This is a genomic window from Rhodoplanes sp. Z2-YC6860 (assembly GCF_001579845.1).
Taxonomy (GTDB): domain Bacteria; phylum Pseudomonadota; class Alphaproteobacteria; order Rhizobiales; family Xanthobacteraceae; genus Z2-YC6860.
The window spans coordinates 1,087,395-1,106,148 of record NZ_CP007440.1 but is presented as its reverse complement, the minus strand read 5'-3'; the positions used below and the strand labels follow the sequence as shown (position 1 = coordinate 1,106,148).

The 18,754-nt window shown below is 64.7% G+C and carries 15 protein-coding genes; 13 read left to right on the top strand and 2 right to left on the bottom strand.

What is annotated here, in order from left to right; genetic code table 11:
• Positions 1 to 19 precede the first annotated feature (19 nt).
• The 6 genes from RHPLAN_RS05085 (at position 20) to RHPLAN_RS05060 (ending at position 7,779) form a co-directional block, all read left to right on the top strand.
• Entirely contained in the window at positions 20 to 1,828 is a 1,809-nt protein-coding gene (locus tag RHPLAN_RS05085; RefSeq protein ID WP_068014414.1) for a thiamine pyrophosphate-binding protein, read from the top strand.
• Positions 1,829 to 1,902: 74 nt separating this feature from the next.
• Positions 1,903 to 3,087 (top strand): LVIVD repeat-containing protein, encoded by a 1,185-nt coding sequence (locus RHPLAN_RS05080; protein ID WP_068014412.1) that lies wholly within the window; start codon positions 1,903 to 1,905, stop codon positions 3,085 to 3,087.
• A gap of 198 nt (positions 3,088 to 3,285) precedes the next feature.
• Positions 3,286 to 4,074: an SDR family NAD(P)-dependent oxidoreductase gene (locus RHPLAN_RS05075; RefSeq protein WP_068014410.1), complete on the top strand. Its 789-nt coding sequence runs from the start codon at positions 3,286 to 3,288 to the stop codon at positions 4,072 to 4,074.
• Between the two features lie 60 nt (positions 4,075 to 4,134).
• Entirely contained in the window at positions 4,135 to 5,124 is a 990-nt protein-coding gene (locus RHPLAN_RS05070) for a Bug family tripartite tricarboxylate transporter substrate binding protein (protein ID WP_157100070.1), read from the top strand.
• Complete coding sequence (locus RHPLAN_RS05065; protein ID WP_068014408.1) at positions 5,124 to 6,047, top strand: amidohydrolase family protein; 924 nt, start codon at positions 5,124 to 5,126, stop codon at positions 6,045 to 6,047. Before RHPLAN_RS05070 ends, RHPLAN_RS05065 begins: the two co-directional genes overlap by 1 nt.
• 154 nt (positions 6,048 to 6,201) lie before the next feature.
• Entirely contained in the window at positions 6,202 to 7,779 is a 1,578-nt protein-coding gene (locus RHPLAN_RS05060) for a UbiD family decarboxylase (RefSeq protein WP_068014406.1), read from the top strand.
• Between the two features lie 154 nt (positions 7,780 to 7,933).
• On the opposite strand, the gene RHPLAN_RS05055 is transcribed toward RHPLAN_RS05060, so the two are convergent.
• Positions 7,934 to 8,578, bottom strand: coding sequence for a glutathione S-transferase family protein (locus RHPLAN_RS05055; protein WP_198164720.1), 645 nt, complete (start codon positions 8,576 to 8,578; stop codon positions 7,934 to 7,936).
• A 178-nt stretch (positions 8,579 to 8,756) separates the two neighbouring features.
• Here RHPLAN_RS05055 and RHPLAN_RS05050 point away from each other — a divergent pair, with 178 nt between their 5' ends.
• From RHPLAN_RS05050 to RHPLAN_RS05020, 7 genes are all read left to right on the top strand, one after another.
• Entirely contained in the window at positions 8,757 to 10,550 is a 1,794-nt protein-coding gene (locus RHPLAN_RS05050; protein ID WP_068014403.1) for a gamma-glutamyltransferase family protein, read from the top strand.
• A gap of 111 nt (positions 10,551 to 10,661) precedes the next feature.
• On the top strand, positions 10,662 to 11,459 hold the full coding sequence (locus tag RHPLAN_RS05045) for an ABC transporter ATP-binding protein (RefSeq protein WP_068014401.1): 798 nt from the start codon (positions 10,662 to 10,664) through the stop codon (positions 11,457 to 11,459).
• Positions 11,456 to 12,313 carry an ABC transporter permease gene (locus tag RHPLAN_RS05040; RefSeq protein ID WP_068014399.1) on the top strand — a complete coding sequence of 286 codons (858 nt, stop codon included), beginning with the start codon at positions 11,456 to 11,458 and terminating at the stop codon, positions 12,311 to 12,313. The genes RHPLAN_RS05045 and RHPLAN_RS05040 overlap by 4 nt, the downstream gene beginning before the upstream one ends.
• Before the next feature lie 182 nt (positions 12,314 to 12,495).
• The gene (locus RHPLAN_RS05035; protein WP_157100069.1) at positions 12,496 to 13,194 is read left to right on the top strand and encodes a hypothetical protein; all 699 of its coding nucleotides are present in this window, start codon (positions 12,496 to 12,498) and stop codon (positions 13,192 to 13,194) included.
• 162 nt (positions 13,195 to 13,356) lie between these two features.
• Positions 13,357 to 14,397 (top strand): ABC transporter substrate-binding protein, encoded by a 1,041-nt coding sequence (locus RHPLAN_RS05030; RefSeq protein WP_068014397.1) that lies wholly within the window; start codon positions 13,357 to 13,359, stop codon positions 14,395 to 14,397.
• A gap of 81 nt (positions 14,398 to 14,478) precedes the next feature.
• Entirely contained in the window at positions 14,479 to 15,783 is a 1,305-nt protein-coding gene (locus RHPLAN_RS05025; RefSeq protein ID WP_068014394.1) for a M24 family metallopeptidase, read from the top strand.
• Positions 15,784 to 15,858: 75 nt separating this feature from the next.
• Positions 15,859 to 17,253 (top strand): MATE family efflux transporter, encoded by a 1,395-nt coding sequence (locus tag RHPLAN_RS05020; RefSeq protein WP_068014392.1) that lies wholly within the window; start codon positions 15,859 to 15,861, stop codon positions 17,251 to 17,253.
• Between the two features lie 228 nt (positions 17,254 to 17,481).
• Here the strand turns inward: RHPLAN_RS05020 and RHPLAN_RS05015 are convergent, their stop codons facing one another.
• Positions 17,482 to 18,714 (bottom strand): GNAT family N-acetyltransferase, encoded by a 1,233-nt coding sequence (locus tag RHPLAN_RS05015; RefSeq protein WP_068014390.1) that lies wholly within the window; start codon positions 18,712 to 18,714, stop codon positions 17,482 to 17,484.
• Between the last annotated feature and the right edge of the window lie 40 nt (positions 18,715 to 18,754).

Here is an 18,754-nt window from a genome sequence, read left to right as displayed (position 1 = left end):
AAACTCTGGAAACGGTCCAATGTTGAAACGCTCGTCCGACAACCGCCTCAATGGCGCGCAGGTCATCGTCGACTATCTGATCCGAGAGAAGGTGCCCTACGCCTTCGGCCTCTGCGGCCACGGCAACATTCAGTTTATCGATGCGCTGCACGAGCGGCAGAGCGACATCAAGACCATCTCGGTGCATCACGAGAGCGTCTGCGGTTTCATGGCCGACGCCTATTACCGGGTGAAGGGCCAGCCGGTCGCGACGTTTACATCGTGCGGCCCGGGCTCGGCCAACCTGCCGATCGCGCTCGCAGGAGCGTATCTCGATTCCATTCCCTTCCTCGCCGTCACCGGCAACGTGCCGACCTCGCAGTTCAACCGCGGCGCGTTCCAGGAGATGTACCGCCAGGGCGCAGCAGACTTCCCGTCCACGGTGCGCAGCATCTGCAAGCGCGTGTTCCAGCCGACGCGCGGCGAGCAGGTGCCGCAGGCGGTGCGGCAAGCCTGGAAGACCATGGTGACCGGCCGGCCCGGGCCGGTGGTGTTGGACGTTCCCTTCGACGTGTTCCTCGAGTCCGCGGCCGAAGAGACGCCGAAGCCGGAGGAATGGAGCGCCAACATCTCGTCGCGTTGCGGCGCCGATCCCGACGGCGTGAAGCAGGCCGTCGACATGCTGCTCAAGGCGGAGCGGCCGGTGATCTTGGCCGGCCAGGCCTTGAAGCTGAGCGGCGCGGCACCTGAACTGCTGGCGCTCGCCGAGAAGCTGCAAATCCCGGTCGGGCATTCGATGAACGGCATCGGCGCGATCGACACGCATCATCCGCTCTCGCTCGGCCTGGTGTCGCGCGGCGGCGCACTGCAGGCGAACGGCGCGACCCGGCAGGCGGATGTTCTGCTGTCGCTGGGCGCGCGCTTCGACGACCGCACTTCGAGCTCGTGGATTCCCGGCTACTCGTTCACCATCCCGCCGACCAAGCTCATTCACGTCGATATCGATCCCGACGAGATCGGCCGCAATTATCCGGTCGCGCTCGGCCTGATGGCCGACCTGCGCACGTTCCTCCGGCAGGTGCTGGCTGAGCTCGAAACGCGCAAAGGCGTCGCCGACGTCGCGGCCTCTCGCAAGAAGTGGCTCGCCACCATCGACGGCATGCGCCAGGAGTGGAACAGGTTCATCGCGCCGGGCTTCGTCGACGACTCGACGCCGATCCATCCGCAGCGCGCCGCAGCCGAGATCGACAAGGCGTTGCCCGCCGACGCCATTATGGTCAGCGACATCGGCGTGCATCACAACTGGCTCTTGCAATTCTGCAAGCCAAGGCGGCCGGACTCCTTTGTCGGCACCATGGGCTTCGGCGCGATGGGCTTCGGCGTCGCGGGCGTGCTCGGCGCGAAACTCGCGGCGCCCGACCGGCCTTGCGTCTCGGTGTGTGGCGACGGCGCGTTCTTCATGCACGCCAACGTGCTCGGCACCGCGGTCGAATACAATCTGCCTGTGGTCTGGGTGGTGTGGAATAACTACGCCTACGCGTCGATCCGCGGGTTGCAACGCGGGTACTTGGATGGGCGCGAATTGGCGACCGACTTCAAGGACCCACACACCGGCAAGCCATACAATCCGGACTTCGCCGCGATGGCGCGTTCGGCCGGCGTCGAGGGCGTTCGCGTCGACCGCGCCGCCGACATCGGCGAGGCGATCCGCAAGGGCATTGCGGCGAACAAGCCGTACCTGATCGACGTCAACATCAACGCCGACCAGAACCCGGGCGGCGCCGGCGTCTGGGAGCTGCCCGGCCTCGGTGTCAGCAAGGTCGCGATCGGCGGGCGGTATCAGCCATAACAACTTTGCCGGTGTTTACGCCGCTCGTTCGGCATAAAGTGCACGGCGAAGAATGGGTCTAGGGAGTGATAGGGATGTCAGTGAAGATTCCAGAAGAATCCAAGAATTTTAAGCTGCTCGGGCATGATGCGTCGGCCGCCTGGGGCGGCGGCTCGATCGTCGAGATCCACAAGGGCTTCGCCTATGTGGGCGCGGTGGGCAGCGCGAGCTACAACGGTCCCGAGGGCTTCACGGTCCACGACGTGCGCGATCCGCGCAAGCCGCGCAAGGTCGCCGAGGTGAAATCGCCGCCCGGCGTGCATTCTCACAAGCTCCGCGTGGTCGACGGCGATTTCCTTTATGTGAACTCCGAGCGGCTAGGCGGCGAAGCGGGACGCAACGCCCGCACCGGTCTGTTCATCTTCGACATCAGCAAAGGCGGCGAGCCGAAGCAGGTCGGCTTCTACGATCTGCCGGGCACCGGCCCGCACCGCTTCGGCGTCGACAACAAGCGCAAGCTCGCGATGCTGCCGAACAACGCTCCGGGCTGGAACGGCCGCGTGATCTGGACGCTCGACATCTCCGATCCGCTGAAGCCCGAGGTGGTCAGCCAGTGGGGCCTGCCGTGGATGAAGGCTGTCGACGGCGAAGGCGACTTCGGTGCAGCGGCGCCGCATGAGGAGGCCGTCACCTTGCACGGCCCGCCGACCATCCGCGGCAACCGCATGTATTGCGCGTGGTGGGGCGGCGGCATCTCGGTGATCGATTGCTCCGACCTCGCCAACATGAAGCTCGTCGGACATCTGTCGTGGGCGCCGCCCTTCCCCGGCTCGAACCACACCTGCTGGCCGCTCGGCGACCGGCCGTATCTCATCTGCACCGACGAGGCGCGCGCGAAGCAGAAATACTGGGACGCGCAATTCATGTGGGTGATCGACGCACGCAAGGAAGACAAGCTCGTGCCGATCGCGACCTTCATGCCGGAGCGCGAGAAGTATTACGACCGGCCGGGCCGCTATGGTGCGCACAACGTGCTGGAGCACATGCCGGCGGACGGGCCGTGGAAGGACATCGTGTTCCTGACCTACTTCAACGCGGGCCTTCGCGCGGTGAATGTCAGCGATCCGTTCCACCCGAAAGAGGTCGGTTGTTTCGTGCCGGCGCTGGAAGGCGACCGGCCCGCGGTGCAGTCGAACGACATCGGCACGGACGAGCACGGGCGGTTGTATCTGATCGACCGTGCCGGCGCCGGAATGCATATTCTCGAGTACACCGGCTGATACTTTTCACTCGGCCGTTTACAGCTTGCGAACCCTCCCCTGGAGGGGGAGGGTCGCTTGCCGTAGCGAAGCGAAGGCGAGCGGGGTGGGGTGAACCTTCGCGCAACAAAACTCACCCCACCCCGGCGAGCTTCGCTCGCCGACCCTCCCCCTCCAGGGGAGGGTGATCGAGCAAGCGGCCAAATAACGGAAACACAAATGGACCTCGGCCTGAAAGACCGCGTCGCGATCGTCACCGGCGGCAATCGCGGTATCGGCTACGCGATCTCCTCCGAACTGTTGAAAGAAGGCGCGCATGTCGTCGTGGCGAGCCTCGACCCCACGCGCAATGCAGACGCCATCGCGAAACTCAAGAGCCAATCGAACGGCCGCGTCACTGGCGTCCCCACCGATCTCAACGACGTGAACGCAGTTGAGAATCTTTTCAAAAAAACGCTCGCGGAGTTCGGCCGCCTCGACATCCTGATCAACAACGCCACCAACATCTCCCAGGGCAGCTTTTTCGCCATGACCGAGGAGCACTGGGACCGCGCCTTCGACAACAAGCTGCGCGGCACGGTGCGCTGCATCCGGCTCGCGGTGCCCGCCATGCGCGAGCGCCGATGGGGCCGTATCGTCAACATCTCCGGCGGCGCGGCCTGGACGCCGCAGCTCGGTGCCATCACGACCGGAATCAACAATGCGGCCGTGCAGAATTTGACCGTCGCGCTCGCCAACGAACTCGGCAAGGACGGCATCCTGGTCAATGCCGTGGTGCCCACCGCGGTGCGGACCGAACGCCACGACCAGAACATCCGCGACGCCATGGCCAAGACCGGCCAGTCCGAAGCCGAGGTGCTGAAACCCCGTGTCGCCAAGATCCCGCTGGGCCGGATGGGCACTGCAGAGGAAATCGCCGCGGTGGTCGCGTTTCTGTCTTCGGAACGGGCAAGCTTCGTGAACGGCAGCGCCTGGGCGGTTGATGGTGGCGTTTCGGCGCGGCTGTAGTTTCGTGTAAGACAGTCCAAAAAGGGGCCGCGTCGCTTGGGGCGCGTACTGGAGGAACCGGTGCTGCGAAGATTTGTACTCAAGAACCTGACGGCGGTTGTCGCCGTTGTTGCGTCCGCCATTGTCCTGTCGAGTGCTGCGCCTGCGGCCGATTACCCGAGCCGCCCTGTCACCATCGTGGTCGCGTTTACGCCCGGCGGTCCGAGTGACGTTCTGTCGCGCCTCATCGCCAAGCGGCTTCAGGAAATCCTGCATCAGCCCTTCATCGTCGAAAACCGCCCCGGCGCCGGCGGCAACATCGCAGCCGAGCAGGTCAAGAATGCCGATCCCGACGGCTACACATTGCTGATGGGCAACAACAGCATTCTTGCCACCAACGCGGCGCTCTACAAAAAGCTCAGCTACGACGCCCAGAAGGATTTCGCGCCGATCAGCCTCGTGGGCACGCAGCCGAACATCCTGGTGGTCAATCCGGGCGTGCCGGCCAACTCCATGGCCGAGCTGATCGCGCTCGCCAAGGCGAGCCCAGGCTCGCTGAACTTTGCCTCGTCGGGCCATGGCGCCGCCGCGCACCTCGCCGGCGAGCTGTTCAAGACCGAAGCCAAGATCAACATCGTGCACGTCGCCTACAAAGGCGCGGCGCCGGCTCTGCAGGACGTCATTGCCGGTCATGTGCAGATGATGTTTGCAACCTCCGCTTCGGTGATCGGCCTGATCAAGAACGAGAAGGTGCGCGCGCTCGCCGTCACCACGCTGAAACGCACCGCGTTGTTGCCCGATCTGCCGACCGTCGACGAGCTTGGACTCAAGGGCTTCGATGCCACCACCTGGCACGGACTTGTGGCTCCGGCCGGCACTCCAAAAGAGATCATCGAGACGTTGAACATCGCCACCACCGAAGCGCTGAAGGACCCGGCGACTCAGAAGGCGCTGCTCGATCTCGGCGTCGACGTGGTCGGCAGTTCGCCCAAGGAATTCGAGGACTACATCACATCCGAGATCCCGAAGTGGACCGCGGTGGTGAAGGCCTCGGGCGCGCAGATCGATTGATGGCGGAGGCCGCTCCCGATTTTGCGCCGCTGTGCGCGGCACCGGACCGCAATCCGCGCGGGCCACGTACGGCGTTCCCCGTCCTCTCCTGCGACACGCATGCCCACATCGTCGGCCCAGCGACACGCTTTCCTTATGTGAAGGAGCGCATCTACACGCCGCCGGACTCGACTTACGACGACTATCGCCGGCTGCTGAGTGCGCTGGGTGTCGGGCGCGCCGTGCTGGTGCAGCCGAGCGTCTATGGCGCCGACAACACGGCGATGCTGGACGCGATGCGGCGCTTCGGCCCGGGTGTCCGCGCCGTTGCGGTTGCCGAGCCGTCCCTGTCCGAGAACGAAATCGAAGCGCTGCATGCCGCCGGCGTGCGTGGGCTGCGTTTCAACGTCGTCGACCGCCGCGAGGACAAGAACGTCGTGCCGGCCGCGATGTTGCGCGACATCGCCAGGCGCATCGCGCCGTTCGGCTGGCATATCGAGTTGCTCGTCAACGTCGACGAAGCGAAGGACATCGCGAATGCCGTCGCGGACATCCCGGTGCCCATCGTGCTCGGCCATCTCGGCTATCCGAAATCCGGCGCGCAGCATTGGACCCAGCACGCAGCCTTCGCCGAGATGCTGCGCCTGATCGCGAAGGGCCGCTGCTGGATCAAGCTCACCGGGCCATACCGGATTTCCGATAGCGCCGATGTTCCCTACGAGGATGTCGATGCCGCGGCCCATGCGTTGGTGAAGGCCGCACCTGAGCGTCTGATCTGGGGCACCGACTGGCCTCACGTGATGAAGAAGAAGCGCATGGCCAACGACGGCGAGCTGGCCGATCTGGTCGAACGCTGGATTCCAGATGCGCGGACGCGCTCCCGCGTGCTGGTCGATAATCCGGCGGAGCTGTATGGCTTCGCTCCTGACGAGCGTATTCGCTAGCCGGCAACCGCGCTTCGCGCCATGCATACCGCAGCGGGGGCTGCGCGTTCCGGCTGCGTTGACAGGCGCAGGCGCGTTACCAATAGTGCGCCAAATTCAGCCAATGACACCGGTTTTGGCCCTGCGGAACCGGGCTTCGAGGAGCGCTACGACCATGCAAAAAGCCGTCCGCAAGAAGGAGTTGAAGGTCGTGACGCGGCCCACCACGCTCCGCGACACGCTGGAATGGCTCAAGGCCGAAGGCGACCTGATCGAGACCGATAAGCCGGTCAACCCGCATCTCGAGGTCACCGGCCTGCAGAAGCATCTCGATGGCGCCTGCCCGATGCTGTTCAACAAGGTGAAGGGCAAGCCGAACCATCGGCTGGTCACCAACCTGTTCGGCGACATGAACGTCATCAACAAGATGTTCGGCTGGAAGGACGACGCCGACCGCACCCGCAAGCTCGCGCACGCGATCACGCATCCGATCAAGCCGCAGGAGATCCTGCAGAGCGTGGCGCCCTGCCAGGAGGTCGTGATCAAGGACCCCAAGGACGTCAACGAATTCATGGTGCCGATCCGGCACACGACCTACGAGCCCGAAGCGACCGTCGGCTCCGGCATCCGCTGCGTCACCGGCGACTATTTCGAGGGCGGCTCGGACCTCGGCTACAACCGCATGAACTTCCGCTGGGGCAATGTCGGAACGTTCCAGATCTCGCCCGGCTCGCACATGTGGCAGGTGGTCAACAAGCACTACAAGGACGACCAGCCGGTGCCGATCACCATGTGCTTCGGTGTGCCGCCGGCCTGCACCCTGCTCGCCGGCGCGGCCTTCGGCTACGCCATCATGCCGCAGGGCTGCGACGAGGTCGGCATCGCCGGAGCGGTGCAAGGCTCGCCGGTCCGCATTGTGAAAGCGCGCACGGTGGATGCCTACGCGCTGGCCGATGCCGAGATCGTGCTGGAGGGTTATGTCAATCCGCGCGACCGCCGCTTCGAGACCAAGGAGTCGGAAGACTCCGGCATCCAGGGCCGCCACCACTTCCATCCGGAATGGGCCGGCTACATGGGCAAGGCCTACAAGGCGCCGACCTTCCACGTCACCGCGGTGACGATGCGCAAGCCCGCGAGCAAGCCGATCGTGTTCGCGCTCGGCGTTCACATGCTCGACGAGCACAACATCGACACCACCATTCGCGAAGCCACGATCTTCGAGCTTTGCAACCGGCTGCAGCCCGGCATCATCCAGGACGTGGTGATCCCCTATTCGATGACCGACTGGGGCGGCTGCATCCTGCAGGTCAAGAAGCGCAACCAGATCGACGAGGGCTGGCAGCGCAACTTCCTCGGCGCGGTGCTGTCGTGCTCGCAAGGCCTGCGGCTCGCGATCGCGGTGTCGGAGGACGTCGATCCGTATTCGATGGACGACGTGATGTGGTGCCTGACCACGCGCGTCAATCCGCAGACCGACCTGCTCAACCCGATCCCGGGCGGCCGCGGCCAGACCTTCATGCCGGCCGAGCGCATGACTGCGGCCGGCCAGCAGTGGACCGCGTCGAACACCCGCTTCGAGGGCGGGCTTGGCATCGATGCCACGGTGCCGTTCGGCTACGAGGAGGACTTCCTGCGGCCGGTCTATCCGATCGAGAAGGTGAAGCCCGAGGACTTCTTCTCCAAGAAGGACATCGACAACGCCAAGTCGCGCATGGTCGGCTGGGTGAATTCGCTGGCCAGGACGGGGCGGTAAAGGCGAAAGCAGCGCGCGTCTGACGCGAACGACTAACCATACCGTCGCCGGGGCTAGAGCCGTTTCCGTTCCTTCGGAAACGGACACGCTCTAGCTTCTTTGGTTTGGTCGCATTTTCTGCGGCGAACCGCTTCACACTTTGCCGGAAAATGCTCTAGGCCGCCTTGGCGAACTCGGCCTGAATCGATTTTTCGTAGGCCAGAACCTTCTGCGCGCTCGGCCGGCTGCCGATACGCTCGAAGTGCGCCAGGCAATTTTTGAATTTGCCGAGATCAAGCTCGAACTGCGTGGCGCGGCGGAAGCACCAGAAGAAATGCGCATCGGCCGCCGTGAAATGATCGAAGAAGAATTCACGGCCGGCGAGCAGTTCGTCGGCGATCTGGAAATTCTCGAACAGCACCTCCGACGCAAGCCTGCGCACGCTCGGGCCGGCATCCGGCAGGTCGCAGACCCGTGGCGGCGCATTGATGCGCGCCAGGAACGGATGGATGCCTGACGAGCACCACGACAGGATCGAAATCGCCTTCAACTCCTGCCAGGAATCGGCAGGCAGAAGCTTCGCCTGCGGAAAGTTCCGTGCGATCCACATCTGGATCGCGACGCTCTCGGTCAACACCTGACCGTCGATCAACAGAACCGGAACCTTGTGCTTGGGATTGATCTTCATGAAGTCGGGCGAGCGGTGCTGATCCTTGCGGAAGTTCAGCGGCCGCACTTCGAATTTGGCACCCGCCTCGGTCAGCGTGATGTAGGGCGCTAGCGCGCACGTGACCGGACCGTAATAGAGCACGATGTCCATTGTGACCTCCCAGGCGCGGCCGTCGCCGCTTACATCGGTGTTGGCGAGAGCATAGGGCGGCCGGCAGACCTGAAACAATGCTCCCCGGCTATGACCCGCCTGCGCGGCGGTCGGGACTACACGGGCAACGCCCCGTGCTATGGTGCGGCAACACATCGGAACCCACTCCAGGCGGATCATGGCAGCCAACGTCAATCCCAACCCCTTCACCACCCGGCCCGAGATCGATGGCACCTTCGGCGTCGTGACCTCGACGCACTGGATCGCCACCGCCGTGGGCATGGGCATCCTCGAGCGAGGCGGCAACGCCTTCGATGCCGCGGTCGCGACCGCCTTTACGCTGCAGATCGTCGAGCCGCATCTGAACGGCCCGGGCGGCGACGTGCCGATCATCCTCTGTGACGTGAAGAAGGCGAAGCCCGAGATCATTTGCGGCCAGGGCCCGGCGCCGGCCGGCGCGACGATTGCGCATTACAAGAGCGAAGGCCTCGACATGGTGCCGGGCACCGGCCTGCTCGCGGCCTGCATCCCCGGCATGTTCGACTCCTGGATGATGCTGCTCCGCGACTACGGCACCATGAAGCTTGCCGAAGTGCTGACGCCGGCCATTTCCTATGCGCAAAACGGCCACCCACTGGTCGAGCGCGCCGAGGCCACCATCAAGACGGTCGAGAAGCTGTTCCGCGAGCATTGGACGACATCGGCCACGGTCTATTTGCCGAACGGCAAGGTGCCGGAGGCCGGCACGCTGTTCACCAACAAGACGCTGGCCGCGACCTACACGCGCGTTCTCAAGGAAGCCGAGAGCGCAGGCGGCGACCGCGTCGCGCAGATCGAGAAGGCCCGCAAAGTCTGGTCGCAAGGCTTCGTCGCCGAAGCGATCGATAGGTTCTGCCGCACCCAGGATGTGATGGACACCAGCGGCCGCGCGCACAAGGGCGTGCTGACCGGCGACGACATGGCAAAATGGCAGGCGACGCTCGACACGCCGCTGACCTACGATTACGGCCGCTACACGGTGTGCAAGGCGTCGTGGAGCCAGGGGCCGGTGACGCTGCAGCAGCTCGCTCTGCTCAAGGGCTTCAACCTCGACGGCATGGACGTGGTCGGACCCGACTTCATCCATCTGGTCGTGGAATGCTCGAAGCTCGCTTATGCCGACCGCGAAAAGTTCTACGGCGATCCGAACTTCGTCGAGGTGCCGTTCGAGACGCTGCTGTCGGACGCCTACAACGCCGAGCGGCGCAAGCTCGTCACCGACAAGGCCTCGCTCGAATTGCGGCCGGGCTCGGTCGAAGGCTTCGGCGCGCTGGTCAAGCTCAAGACCGGCGCCAAGCTCGTCGCCGGCATGGGCGCGGGCGAACCGACCGTGGGCCGCATGGGCGAGGTGATCGGCGACACCGTGCATTTCGACATCGTCGACAAGGCCGGCAACATGGTGACGGCAACGCCGTCGGGCGGATGGCTGCAATCCTCGCCGGTGATTCCCGAGCTCGGCTTCTGCCTCGGCACCCGTGGCCAGATGTTCTGGCTGGAGGAAGGCCACCCGGCCTCGCTCGCGCCCGGCAAGCGGCCGCGCACCACGCTGTCGCCGACCATGGCGCTGCGCGACGGCGAAGCGTATCTCGCCTGGGGCTCGCCCGGCGGCGACCAGCAGGACCAGTGGATCACACAGTTTTTCCTGCGCCACGTCCACGCCAAGATGAATCTCCAGGAGGCAATCGACGCGCCGGCCTGGCACTCCGAGCACTTCCCGATCTCGTTCTGGCCGCGCACCGCGCGCCCCGGCGTGCTGCAGGTCGAGAAGCGCGTGCCGAAGGAGACCCGCGACGAACTGTCCCGGCGCGGCCACATCATCGAGGTCGAGCCGGAATGGTCGGAAGGCCGCCTCACTGCTGCCTCGAAAGACGGCCCGCGCCGGAAGGCCGCCGCCAATCCTCGCGGCATGCAAGGTTACGCCGCAGGGCGCTAGTTCGCCCAAATGCTGGACTTGCATTCGGGCCGGGCCCGCGCGACACCGTGCGGGTCACAACAACAACTGCCCGCTTCAAGGGCGGCACCAAACGGGAGTGGAACGGTGGGAGTGGGTTCGGTCATCGTCGCTGACAACGTCAGCAAGCTGTTCCTCGACGGGACGGTGGTGGCGTTCCGTCAATTGTCGCTCGACATCAAGCGCGACGAGATTCTCTGCATCGTGGGCCCGAGCGGCTGCGGCAAGACCACCTTCCTGCGCTGCATCGCGGGCCTGACCGAGCTCAGCACCGGCACGCTCACGGTCGACGGCAAGGAAGTCAAAGGCCCGCCCGACGGCGTCGCCATGGTGTTCCAGCACTTCGGCCTGCTGCCCTGGAAGACCGTCTATGACAACGCCGCGTTCGGTTTGGCGATGGCCGGCGCATCGGCCACGACCATCAAGGAGCGCGTGACGCACTATCTGGACCTGGTCGGGCTGGCCGGCTTCGAGAAGCACTATCCCTATCAGCTGTCCGGCGGCATGCAGCAGCGCGTCGGCCTCGTCCGCGCGCTGGCGATGAACCCGTCGGTGCTGTTGATGGACGAGCCTTTCGCGGCGCTCGACGCGCAGACCCGCGAGATCCTGCAGGAGGAATTGCTGCAGCTCATGGAGCGCCCGGAAGAGCGCAAGACCATGGTGTTCATCACTCATTCGATCGATGAGGCGCTCTTGCTCGGCGATCGCATCGCCGTGATGAGCGCCCGCCCCGGCCGCATCAAGGAAATGCTCGACGTGCCGTTCGGGCATCCGCGCGACGCCAACGCGCTGCGCGGCGATCCCCGCTTCGGCGAGATGCGCGCCCACATCTGGGCGCAGCTTCACAACACGCGGCCGCAGCAGACCCGCACCCCGCGGGAGGTCGCATGACCACCGTCGAGCACAGCGCCGCAACCGACCTGCAGGCCGACATCCTCGGCGATCAGAAGCGTGCGGAGCGCGCCGCAGCCGAGCGCCGGCGCCGCGCGGCGCTGCAGAACTTCGTCATCCGCATGGTGTCGCTCGCGATCTTTCTTTCGCTTTGGCAGGTCGCGGCGATGAACGTCGATCCGGTGCTGTTCACCACGCCGTGGAAGGTCGCGGTCGCGGCCGTCGACATGATCGTCACCGGCGAGCTTTGGGCGTCGTTGTGGCCGAGCCTTCTCGTGCTGCTGATGGGACTGTCGCTCGCGATTGCATTCGGCACGCTATTGGGCCTCGCGCTCGCGCGCTTTCGCGTGCTCGACGTCGGCCTCACGGTCTACATCACGTTCCTCTACTCGATCCCCTCGGTGGCTCTGGTGCCCCTGATCGTGCTGTGGGCCGGCTACGAGACCACCGCCAAGGTGATCATCCTGTTCCTGTTCGGCTTCTTCCCGATGGTGATCAACACCTATCAGGGCGTGAAGGCGGTCGATCCCAAACTCCTTGAAGTCGGCCGCGCGTTCCGCTGCTCTGAAAGGCAACTCTGGTCCAATATCGTGCTGCCCGGCGCCCTGCCCTTCATCGTCACCGGCATCCGGCTCGCCGTGGGCCGTGGCATGATCGGCATGGTGCTGGCCGATCTCTACACCGCAATCTCCGGCATCGGCTATCTGATCGTCCGCACCGCATCGACGTTTCAGGTCGACCGCATGTTCGTGCCGATCGTGACGCTGGGTCTCCTGGGCGTCACGTTGACCGCACTGTTGCGGCTCGCGGAGCAATGGGTCGCGCCTTGGACCAGAGTGGGACAAGAAGACTGACGGTACGGTCGCACCGGCTGGAACTCGCGTCTGCGCTGTGACCTGGCACACACGCCGGCGGCAGGCATTTCGCTACATATTCACAAGGAAGCGCTATTATCGCATCAGGCAGGGGATGCCTGTGAAAGTGGGATAACGCCATGACGATTATCCGCTTTGCCGCAGCGGCCGGCGCGATTCTGTTGGCGCTGCTGTTCGTGGCCAACGCGACGCTGAAGCCGCGCGGGCCGCTATTCACCAACAATTCCGAAGGGTTGCCGCGCTCCGAGCCCGCTCGGACTCAGCAGGCTCAACGCGCGCCCGAGGCGCCACGGCCGCGTGCTCCGGCTCCGGTGCAAACCGCATCGCGGGAACCGGCCAAGCCGGCCGCTCCGCATATCGCGGAGATCGCCGAAGCCGTTGAAGCGCCCCCGCTCGCGACGTCGGCCGCCATCGAAGTTGCCAAACCTGAAGCTGCCGAAACTGTAGCGGCCAAGCCCGACGTTCCCGTTACAGAATCGGCGAAAACCGAACCGTCCAGAACTGAACCGTCCAATACCGAACCTGCCAAAACCGAACCCGCAAAGATCGAGACCGCCGCGCTCGAAACCGCCGCGACCGAACCCGCCAAAAGCGAAACCGTCGGACGCGAAGCCGTCACCGTTGCGCCGAAGGCAGTACAACGGCAAACGCTCCGGACCGCGAAGCGTAAGACCCACAAATCGCTTGCACGCAAGAACGAACGGGCCGGCCGTTACACCAATCGCGACAACGACTTTTCCCAAGACGACGCGCCGGCGTTCGAAAACGGCTACGCCTATGGCGTGGCCCGCCGCAGGCAACGCTCCGAATGGCAGCGGCCTTGGGGCGGCGACTTCGACGAGAACCGTTACCGCTTCTGATCCATCCCGAATTCCGCTGCTTTCTGCAAACGGACCCGGCGTCGCACCAGACGCCGGGTGCTTGCTGTGAGCCTTGTGCCGGGCACCGGCGGTTTCCTATGCTGCGCAAAACACTGCAACGACCGGACGGCCGGTCATCGCGTCGTCGGGAGGAATGGGACCATGCCAAGAACACTCTTCATCAATGCGTCGGCGATCGTGCTTGGCGGCGCCGTGCTCGCGGCTGTCTGCACCAGCGAGGCCACGGCTCAACCCTGCGCCACGATGCGCAAGATCAACATCGGCGTCTCGGTCGCGCCGCCGAACGTGGTGCACACCTCGCCTTACATCGCGAAGGCGCTCGGCTTCTTCGAGAAGCGCTGCATTGACGCCAACATCGTGCAGTTCGAGGGCGGCCAGTCGCAGACCTCGGCGGTCGCAGCGGCGCAGGGCAGCGCGATCGTCTCCGTCAGCGACGTATCGATCGGCCGCGGCCTCAAGGTGCAGCAGATCTGGGGCCTCGCGCCGCGTATGCCGCAGGCCTACATGGTGCCGGGCGAGGTCAAAGCCGCATCGGACCTGAAGGGCAAACGCCTGTCGGCGACCGGCGGCGGCGTCGGCAGCTTCAACTGGCGCATGGGCCGCGCGGTGCTGAAGTCGGCGGGTCTCGACGTCGGTGACGCCCAGTTCATCCCCTCGCCCACCGCGGGCCGTCTGCCCGGCCTGATCGCCGGCCAGATCGACGGCGTCGCGCTGCACCCCGAGGACGTTTTCCTCGCCAGGAAGCAGAAGGACAGCCTGCATCCGCTGGTCAATCTCGTCGACCTGATGCCGCTCTACATGTTCAACGCCTACGGCGCCTCCCTCGACTGGATCGCGAAAGACCGCGCGCTGCTTCGTGACACCGTCGCAGCGATGATCGAAGCCAACCGCACCATCTATCGCGACAAGGAGAAGGTGGTGCCGATCATGGTCGAAGCGACCAAGAAGCCCAAGGAGGCGGTCGAATACGCCGTCGATGTCGAGACCAAGAACTGCATCTGGTCGGTCAACACCGGTTTCACCGAAAAGCGCACCCAATGGTCGATCGACAACAGCGTCGAGAACGGCGACCTCGAAGCCGGCAAGAAGCCAACCGTCGAGCAAGTGGCGAACATGAAGCTCGCCGAGGAAGCGGTCGAGCTCGCCGGCGGACGCGTGACGATCGGAAATTGCACGGAATGACGACTCGTAGGTGGGCAAAGCCGCCTGCGGCGTCGTGCCCACCGACACAAGAAACAGAATCAATTGAGAGGAAATGCTCACATGAACGAACAACCGCGTCGCCCGCTCGGGCCGCAGCCCTGGCCTGTCGTCCGCGACAAGCTCGACCAGTCGCTGCCGTTCGCCAACATGCGCGACACGCCGTATTACCGCGACTGCATCTGGGAGCAGTTCTCGGCTGGTGAATACAAGCGCCGCTACGACTCGCTGCGCGCCAAGATGCGCGAGCACAAGCTCGACGCCGTGGTGGTGCCGGGCGGGCCAAGCCACTGGAGCTTCGGCGCCGGCATGACCTGGCTGACCGGCCATTGGGAGTGGCACGCGCTGTGCTGCTACGTGCTGGTGCCGCTCGATGGCGAGCCGACCATGATCTACTCGATGGGCGGCACGCATGCCGAGGCGGTGCGCCGTCATGTCGAAGTCGCGGTGAAGGATGTGCGCCACAGCCGCAACGGCCAGTACGCCATGGTGATGGTGGAACGCCTGCGCGAGCTGCGGCTCGAAAAAGGCCGCATCGGCCTGATGGAGATCGACCCGCGCCACGGCGACTACATGCCGGTCAATCAGTACAACACGCTGCGCAAGGAGCTGCCGGACGCGGAGCTCGTCTTCACCAAGAACTTCCTGCACGAACTCGTGGTGATCCATTCCAAGGAGGAGCTCGACTGCGTGCGCAAGGCGGGCGTACTTTGCGAGCGCGCCATGGAGGCGATGGTGGCGCGCGCCAAACCCGGCGTGAAGGAATACGAGATCAAGGCCGCAGCAGCGTCGGCCATCATGGACGGCGGCGGCGACATCGATTTCCTGATCATCGGCTCGACGCCGATGGACAATCCGGCGCTGATCTTCGGCAACCCGCGGCCGTCCGGCCGCGTGCTGAAGAAGGGCGACATGATCAACATGGAGATCGCCGCAGGCTATCGCGGCTACACGGCCCAGATCGGCTCGCCCATCACGCTTGGGCCCCCGACCGACATGGTGCGGAAGTTCTGGGACGAGATCACGCTGCCGGGCTACAACAAGATCGTCGACGAGATGAAGCCCGGAAAAAACGCCAAGGCGATGCAGGAGGCGAGCCGCTTCTTCCGCGACAAGGGCGTGCAGTCGCGGCCGACACAGTGTCACGGCATCGACATCGTCACCGACAATCCGCACATCACCTCGGACCATATCGGCGGCACCGAAGCCGACATGATCCTCAAGCCCGGCATGATCATCATGGCGGAGCCGAACCCGATCACCGCCGACGGCATGTTCGGCATCTTCCTCGGCCACACCTTCATCATCACCGACATCGGCCACGAGGTGGTCGACAGGTTCCCGCTCCAGATCGCCGTGGCAGGCTGAGCTGCGGGCCGGATCAACACGGAAAACACGAATTTAACGGCGCCTTAAAGCTTTAGGCGTCTTTCTGGCGCGGTCATGGCCATGACCGACGCCGAGACCATCGCTGCGCCGGGCGCTCAAGGCAGCGTCCAGGGTAGCGCCGTCGCGCGTCTGCGCGCCAAGGCGCAGGCCTGGCTCCGCAGCGAGCAAGGCGCAGCGCAGCGCATGGCCGCAATGGCCTTCCTGATCCGCGTCGCCAGCGCCGGCGTCACCTTCCTGTCGCAGATCGCACTCGCCCGCTGGATGGGCGGCTACGACTTCGGCATCTATGTCTCGGTCTGGACCTGGATGCTGCTGGCCGGCGACACCGTGCATCTCGGGATCCCGCTGATCGCGCAGCGCTACATTCCGCAATACACACATCACAATCAGCTCGACGCGCTCCGCGGCTTCCTGATCGGCAGCCGCTGGATCACCTTCGGCCTCGCGACCGCCTTCGCGCTCATCGGCGCGGGCGCGATCTTCGCGCTGACGCCCTGGCTCGATCCGCACACCGTGCTGCCGTTCTATCTCGCCTGCGTGTCGCTGCCGTTTTTCACCGTCTCGCTGATGTGCGACGGCCTCGCGCGCTCCTATAACTGGATCGTACTGGCGCTCGGGCCGCACACACTGCTTCGCCCCGTTGTGCTGTTCGCACTGATGGCGCTGGCCTATGGGTTGGGATTCCCGATCGACGCCACCACCACCATGATCGCGCTGACGCTCGCGATCTGGAGCACGTCGCTGTTGCAGCTCTGGCTGGTGGACCGCCGGCTCAAGAGCGTGGTGGCGCTCGGCCCGCGAGTCTACGAGGTGAAGCGTTGGTTCGGCACATCGTTGCCGATCATCCTGGTTTGGTCGCTTTACACCATGCTTTGTTATGCCGACGTGCTGGTGCTGCAGCAGTTCCGGCCGCCGCAGGAGGTCGGTCACTACTATGCGGCGGTCAAGACGCTGATGCTGGTGGGCTTCATCCACTTCTCGATGTCGGCCGCGGTGGCGCATCGTTTCACCGCGCTGCATGTCGCGGGCGAGCAAGCCGAACTCAAAGCCTTTGTTGCGAAGTCGGCGCGCTGGACCTTCTGGCCATCGCTGGCCGCAACCCTGATGATGCTCGCGCTCGGCAAGCCGATCCTCTGGCTGTTCGGACCGGACTTCGTCGCGGGCTATAACTTCATGCTCATTCTTTCGGTCGGCCTGCTCGCACGCGCGGCTGTCGGGCCCGCCGAGCGTCTCCTCAACATGCTCAACCAGCAGCGCATCTGCGCCGCGATCTATGCGACCGCGTTCGCGGTCAACGCCAGCCTTTGCGTGGCACTGGCGCCGTCTGCGGGCGGCACCGGCGCGGCCTTCGCGACGTCGGTCGCGATCGTCATCGAGTCAGCACTGCTGTTCGTTGTCGCCAAGCGGCGACTGGGCCTGCACTCGTTCTTCTGGGGCGGGACGGCTTAGGGCGTTGTAGTTTATTATTGAAGCGACTCAACAGACCCTCTCCGTCATCCTGAGGTGCGAGTGAGCGCAGCGAACGAGCCTCGAAGGATGCGGCCCCACTGCATCAGCCGGGCCGTCGCCCTTCGAGGCTCGCCATAGCGCGTTGAAGACGCGCGTAGACGCGCTTAGGGCTCGCACCTCAGGGTGACGGATCGAGAGCCGGTCCGCTTCACATAAAACGATCTTACCCTAGCCGCGGCGCTTCAACGCGCCGAGTGCGGCTCGGAGCTTGTAGGCCTTGTCCCACAGCGCCGGATTCTGCTTGATGAAATGTTTGACGCGGCCGACGGCATAAAGCCGCGCGGCCAGGATCGCACCGCGCAGCGTGGCCGGCGCGATGTGGTCGTACAGCACGATATGGCTGTCGCTCCATTCCTGCTTGTAGCGCTCGTCACCGATGGTGAAATCGAAGGTATGACAGCGCTGCTCGATGGCGTATTGCAGCAAGTGGTGCATATGCGCGGCGCCGGGGCCGTATTTGGACAGCTCGCCACCGTCGTAGCTCGCGAGCAGATGATAGTAGGAGCCGCGGAAGATCAGCCCGAGGTTGACCGCCGCGGGCTTAACGCCGACATCGAGCCGGCTGGCGTGAGCGAAGCGCTGCGCCAGCGCGTTGTAGAAGTCCCGATAGCCAGGCAGGGCGAAGATATTGGTCACGCCCATCGCGGCGAACGCCTTCGACTTCTGCTCCATCAGCGTGGCGAGCGACGTGGCGATATCCGTACCGGTCGCTGTGACGAACCTGAGTTCGCCGAACTGGCTGAGTTTCTTTCGCTTGGTGCGGTCGCGGCGGCGCGTATCCGAGGAGCGCTTCCCGGCGTAGAAGCTTTCCCAATCGGCGCCGAGCGCCGTGAGATAGGCGCCGTTGGCGTGCGGCATGACGCCGAGCACCATGAACGGGTTGGCCTGACTGCCGACCACCTTCTGCATCTTGTCGAAATAGACGACATCGAAGCGGAATCTCGGATCGGCTTGCAGCGTGCGGCACACCTTCGCCCACAGATCCTTGAAGCGCGCCTCGTCGATCCGCTGGCCGAAGTTCGGCGCGAGCAGCGGAGCGTTGTAGTCGCACAGCACGGTGCCGAGCCAAGTCAGCCGGCGCCCCACGCCCGGTTCGATGCCGAGCGGCAGCAGACACATCAATTGGCCTTGGGTGTCGCGGACCGTTACGATCGCAGGCACGACGCCATTCCGCTCACCGATGTGGCGCTGCCAAATCGAAACCCAGTCGAAACTCTGGAATACCGTGCAGTCGGCAACCTGCTCGAAGGCGCGCCATTCGCGCTCCACCGATGCGAGATCGCCGTGCGTCGCGATGCGGACATCGTCCAACACCACAGCCGGCGCAGGCTTCGCGCCAGCCAGCGACTCGTCGTCGACATCCACCCGCGCGTCAAATGCTGCTTGCGTGGCCTGAGGCATGACTTCCCAATCGTCCGTTTCAGAAACGTGCGGACGATAT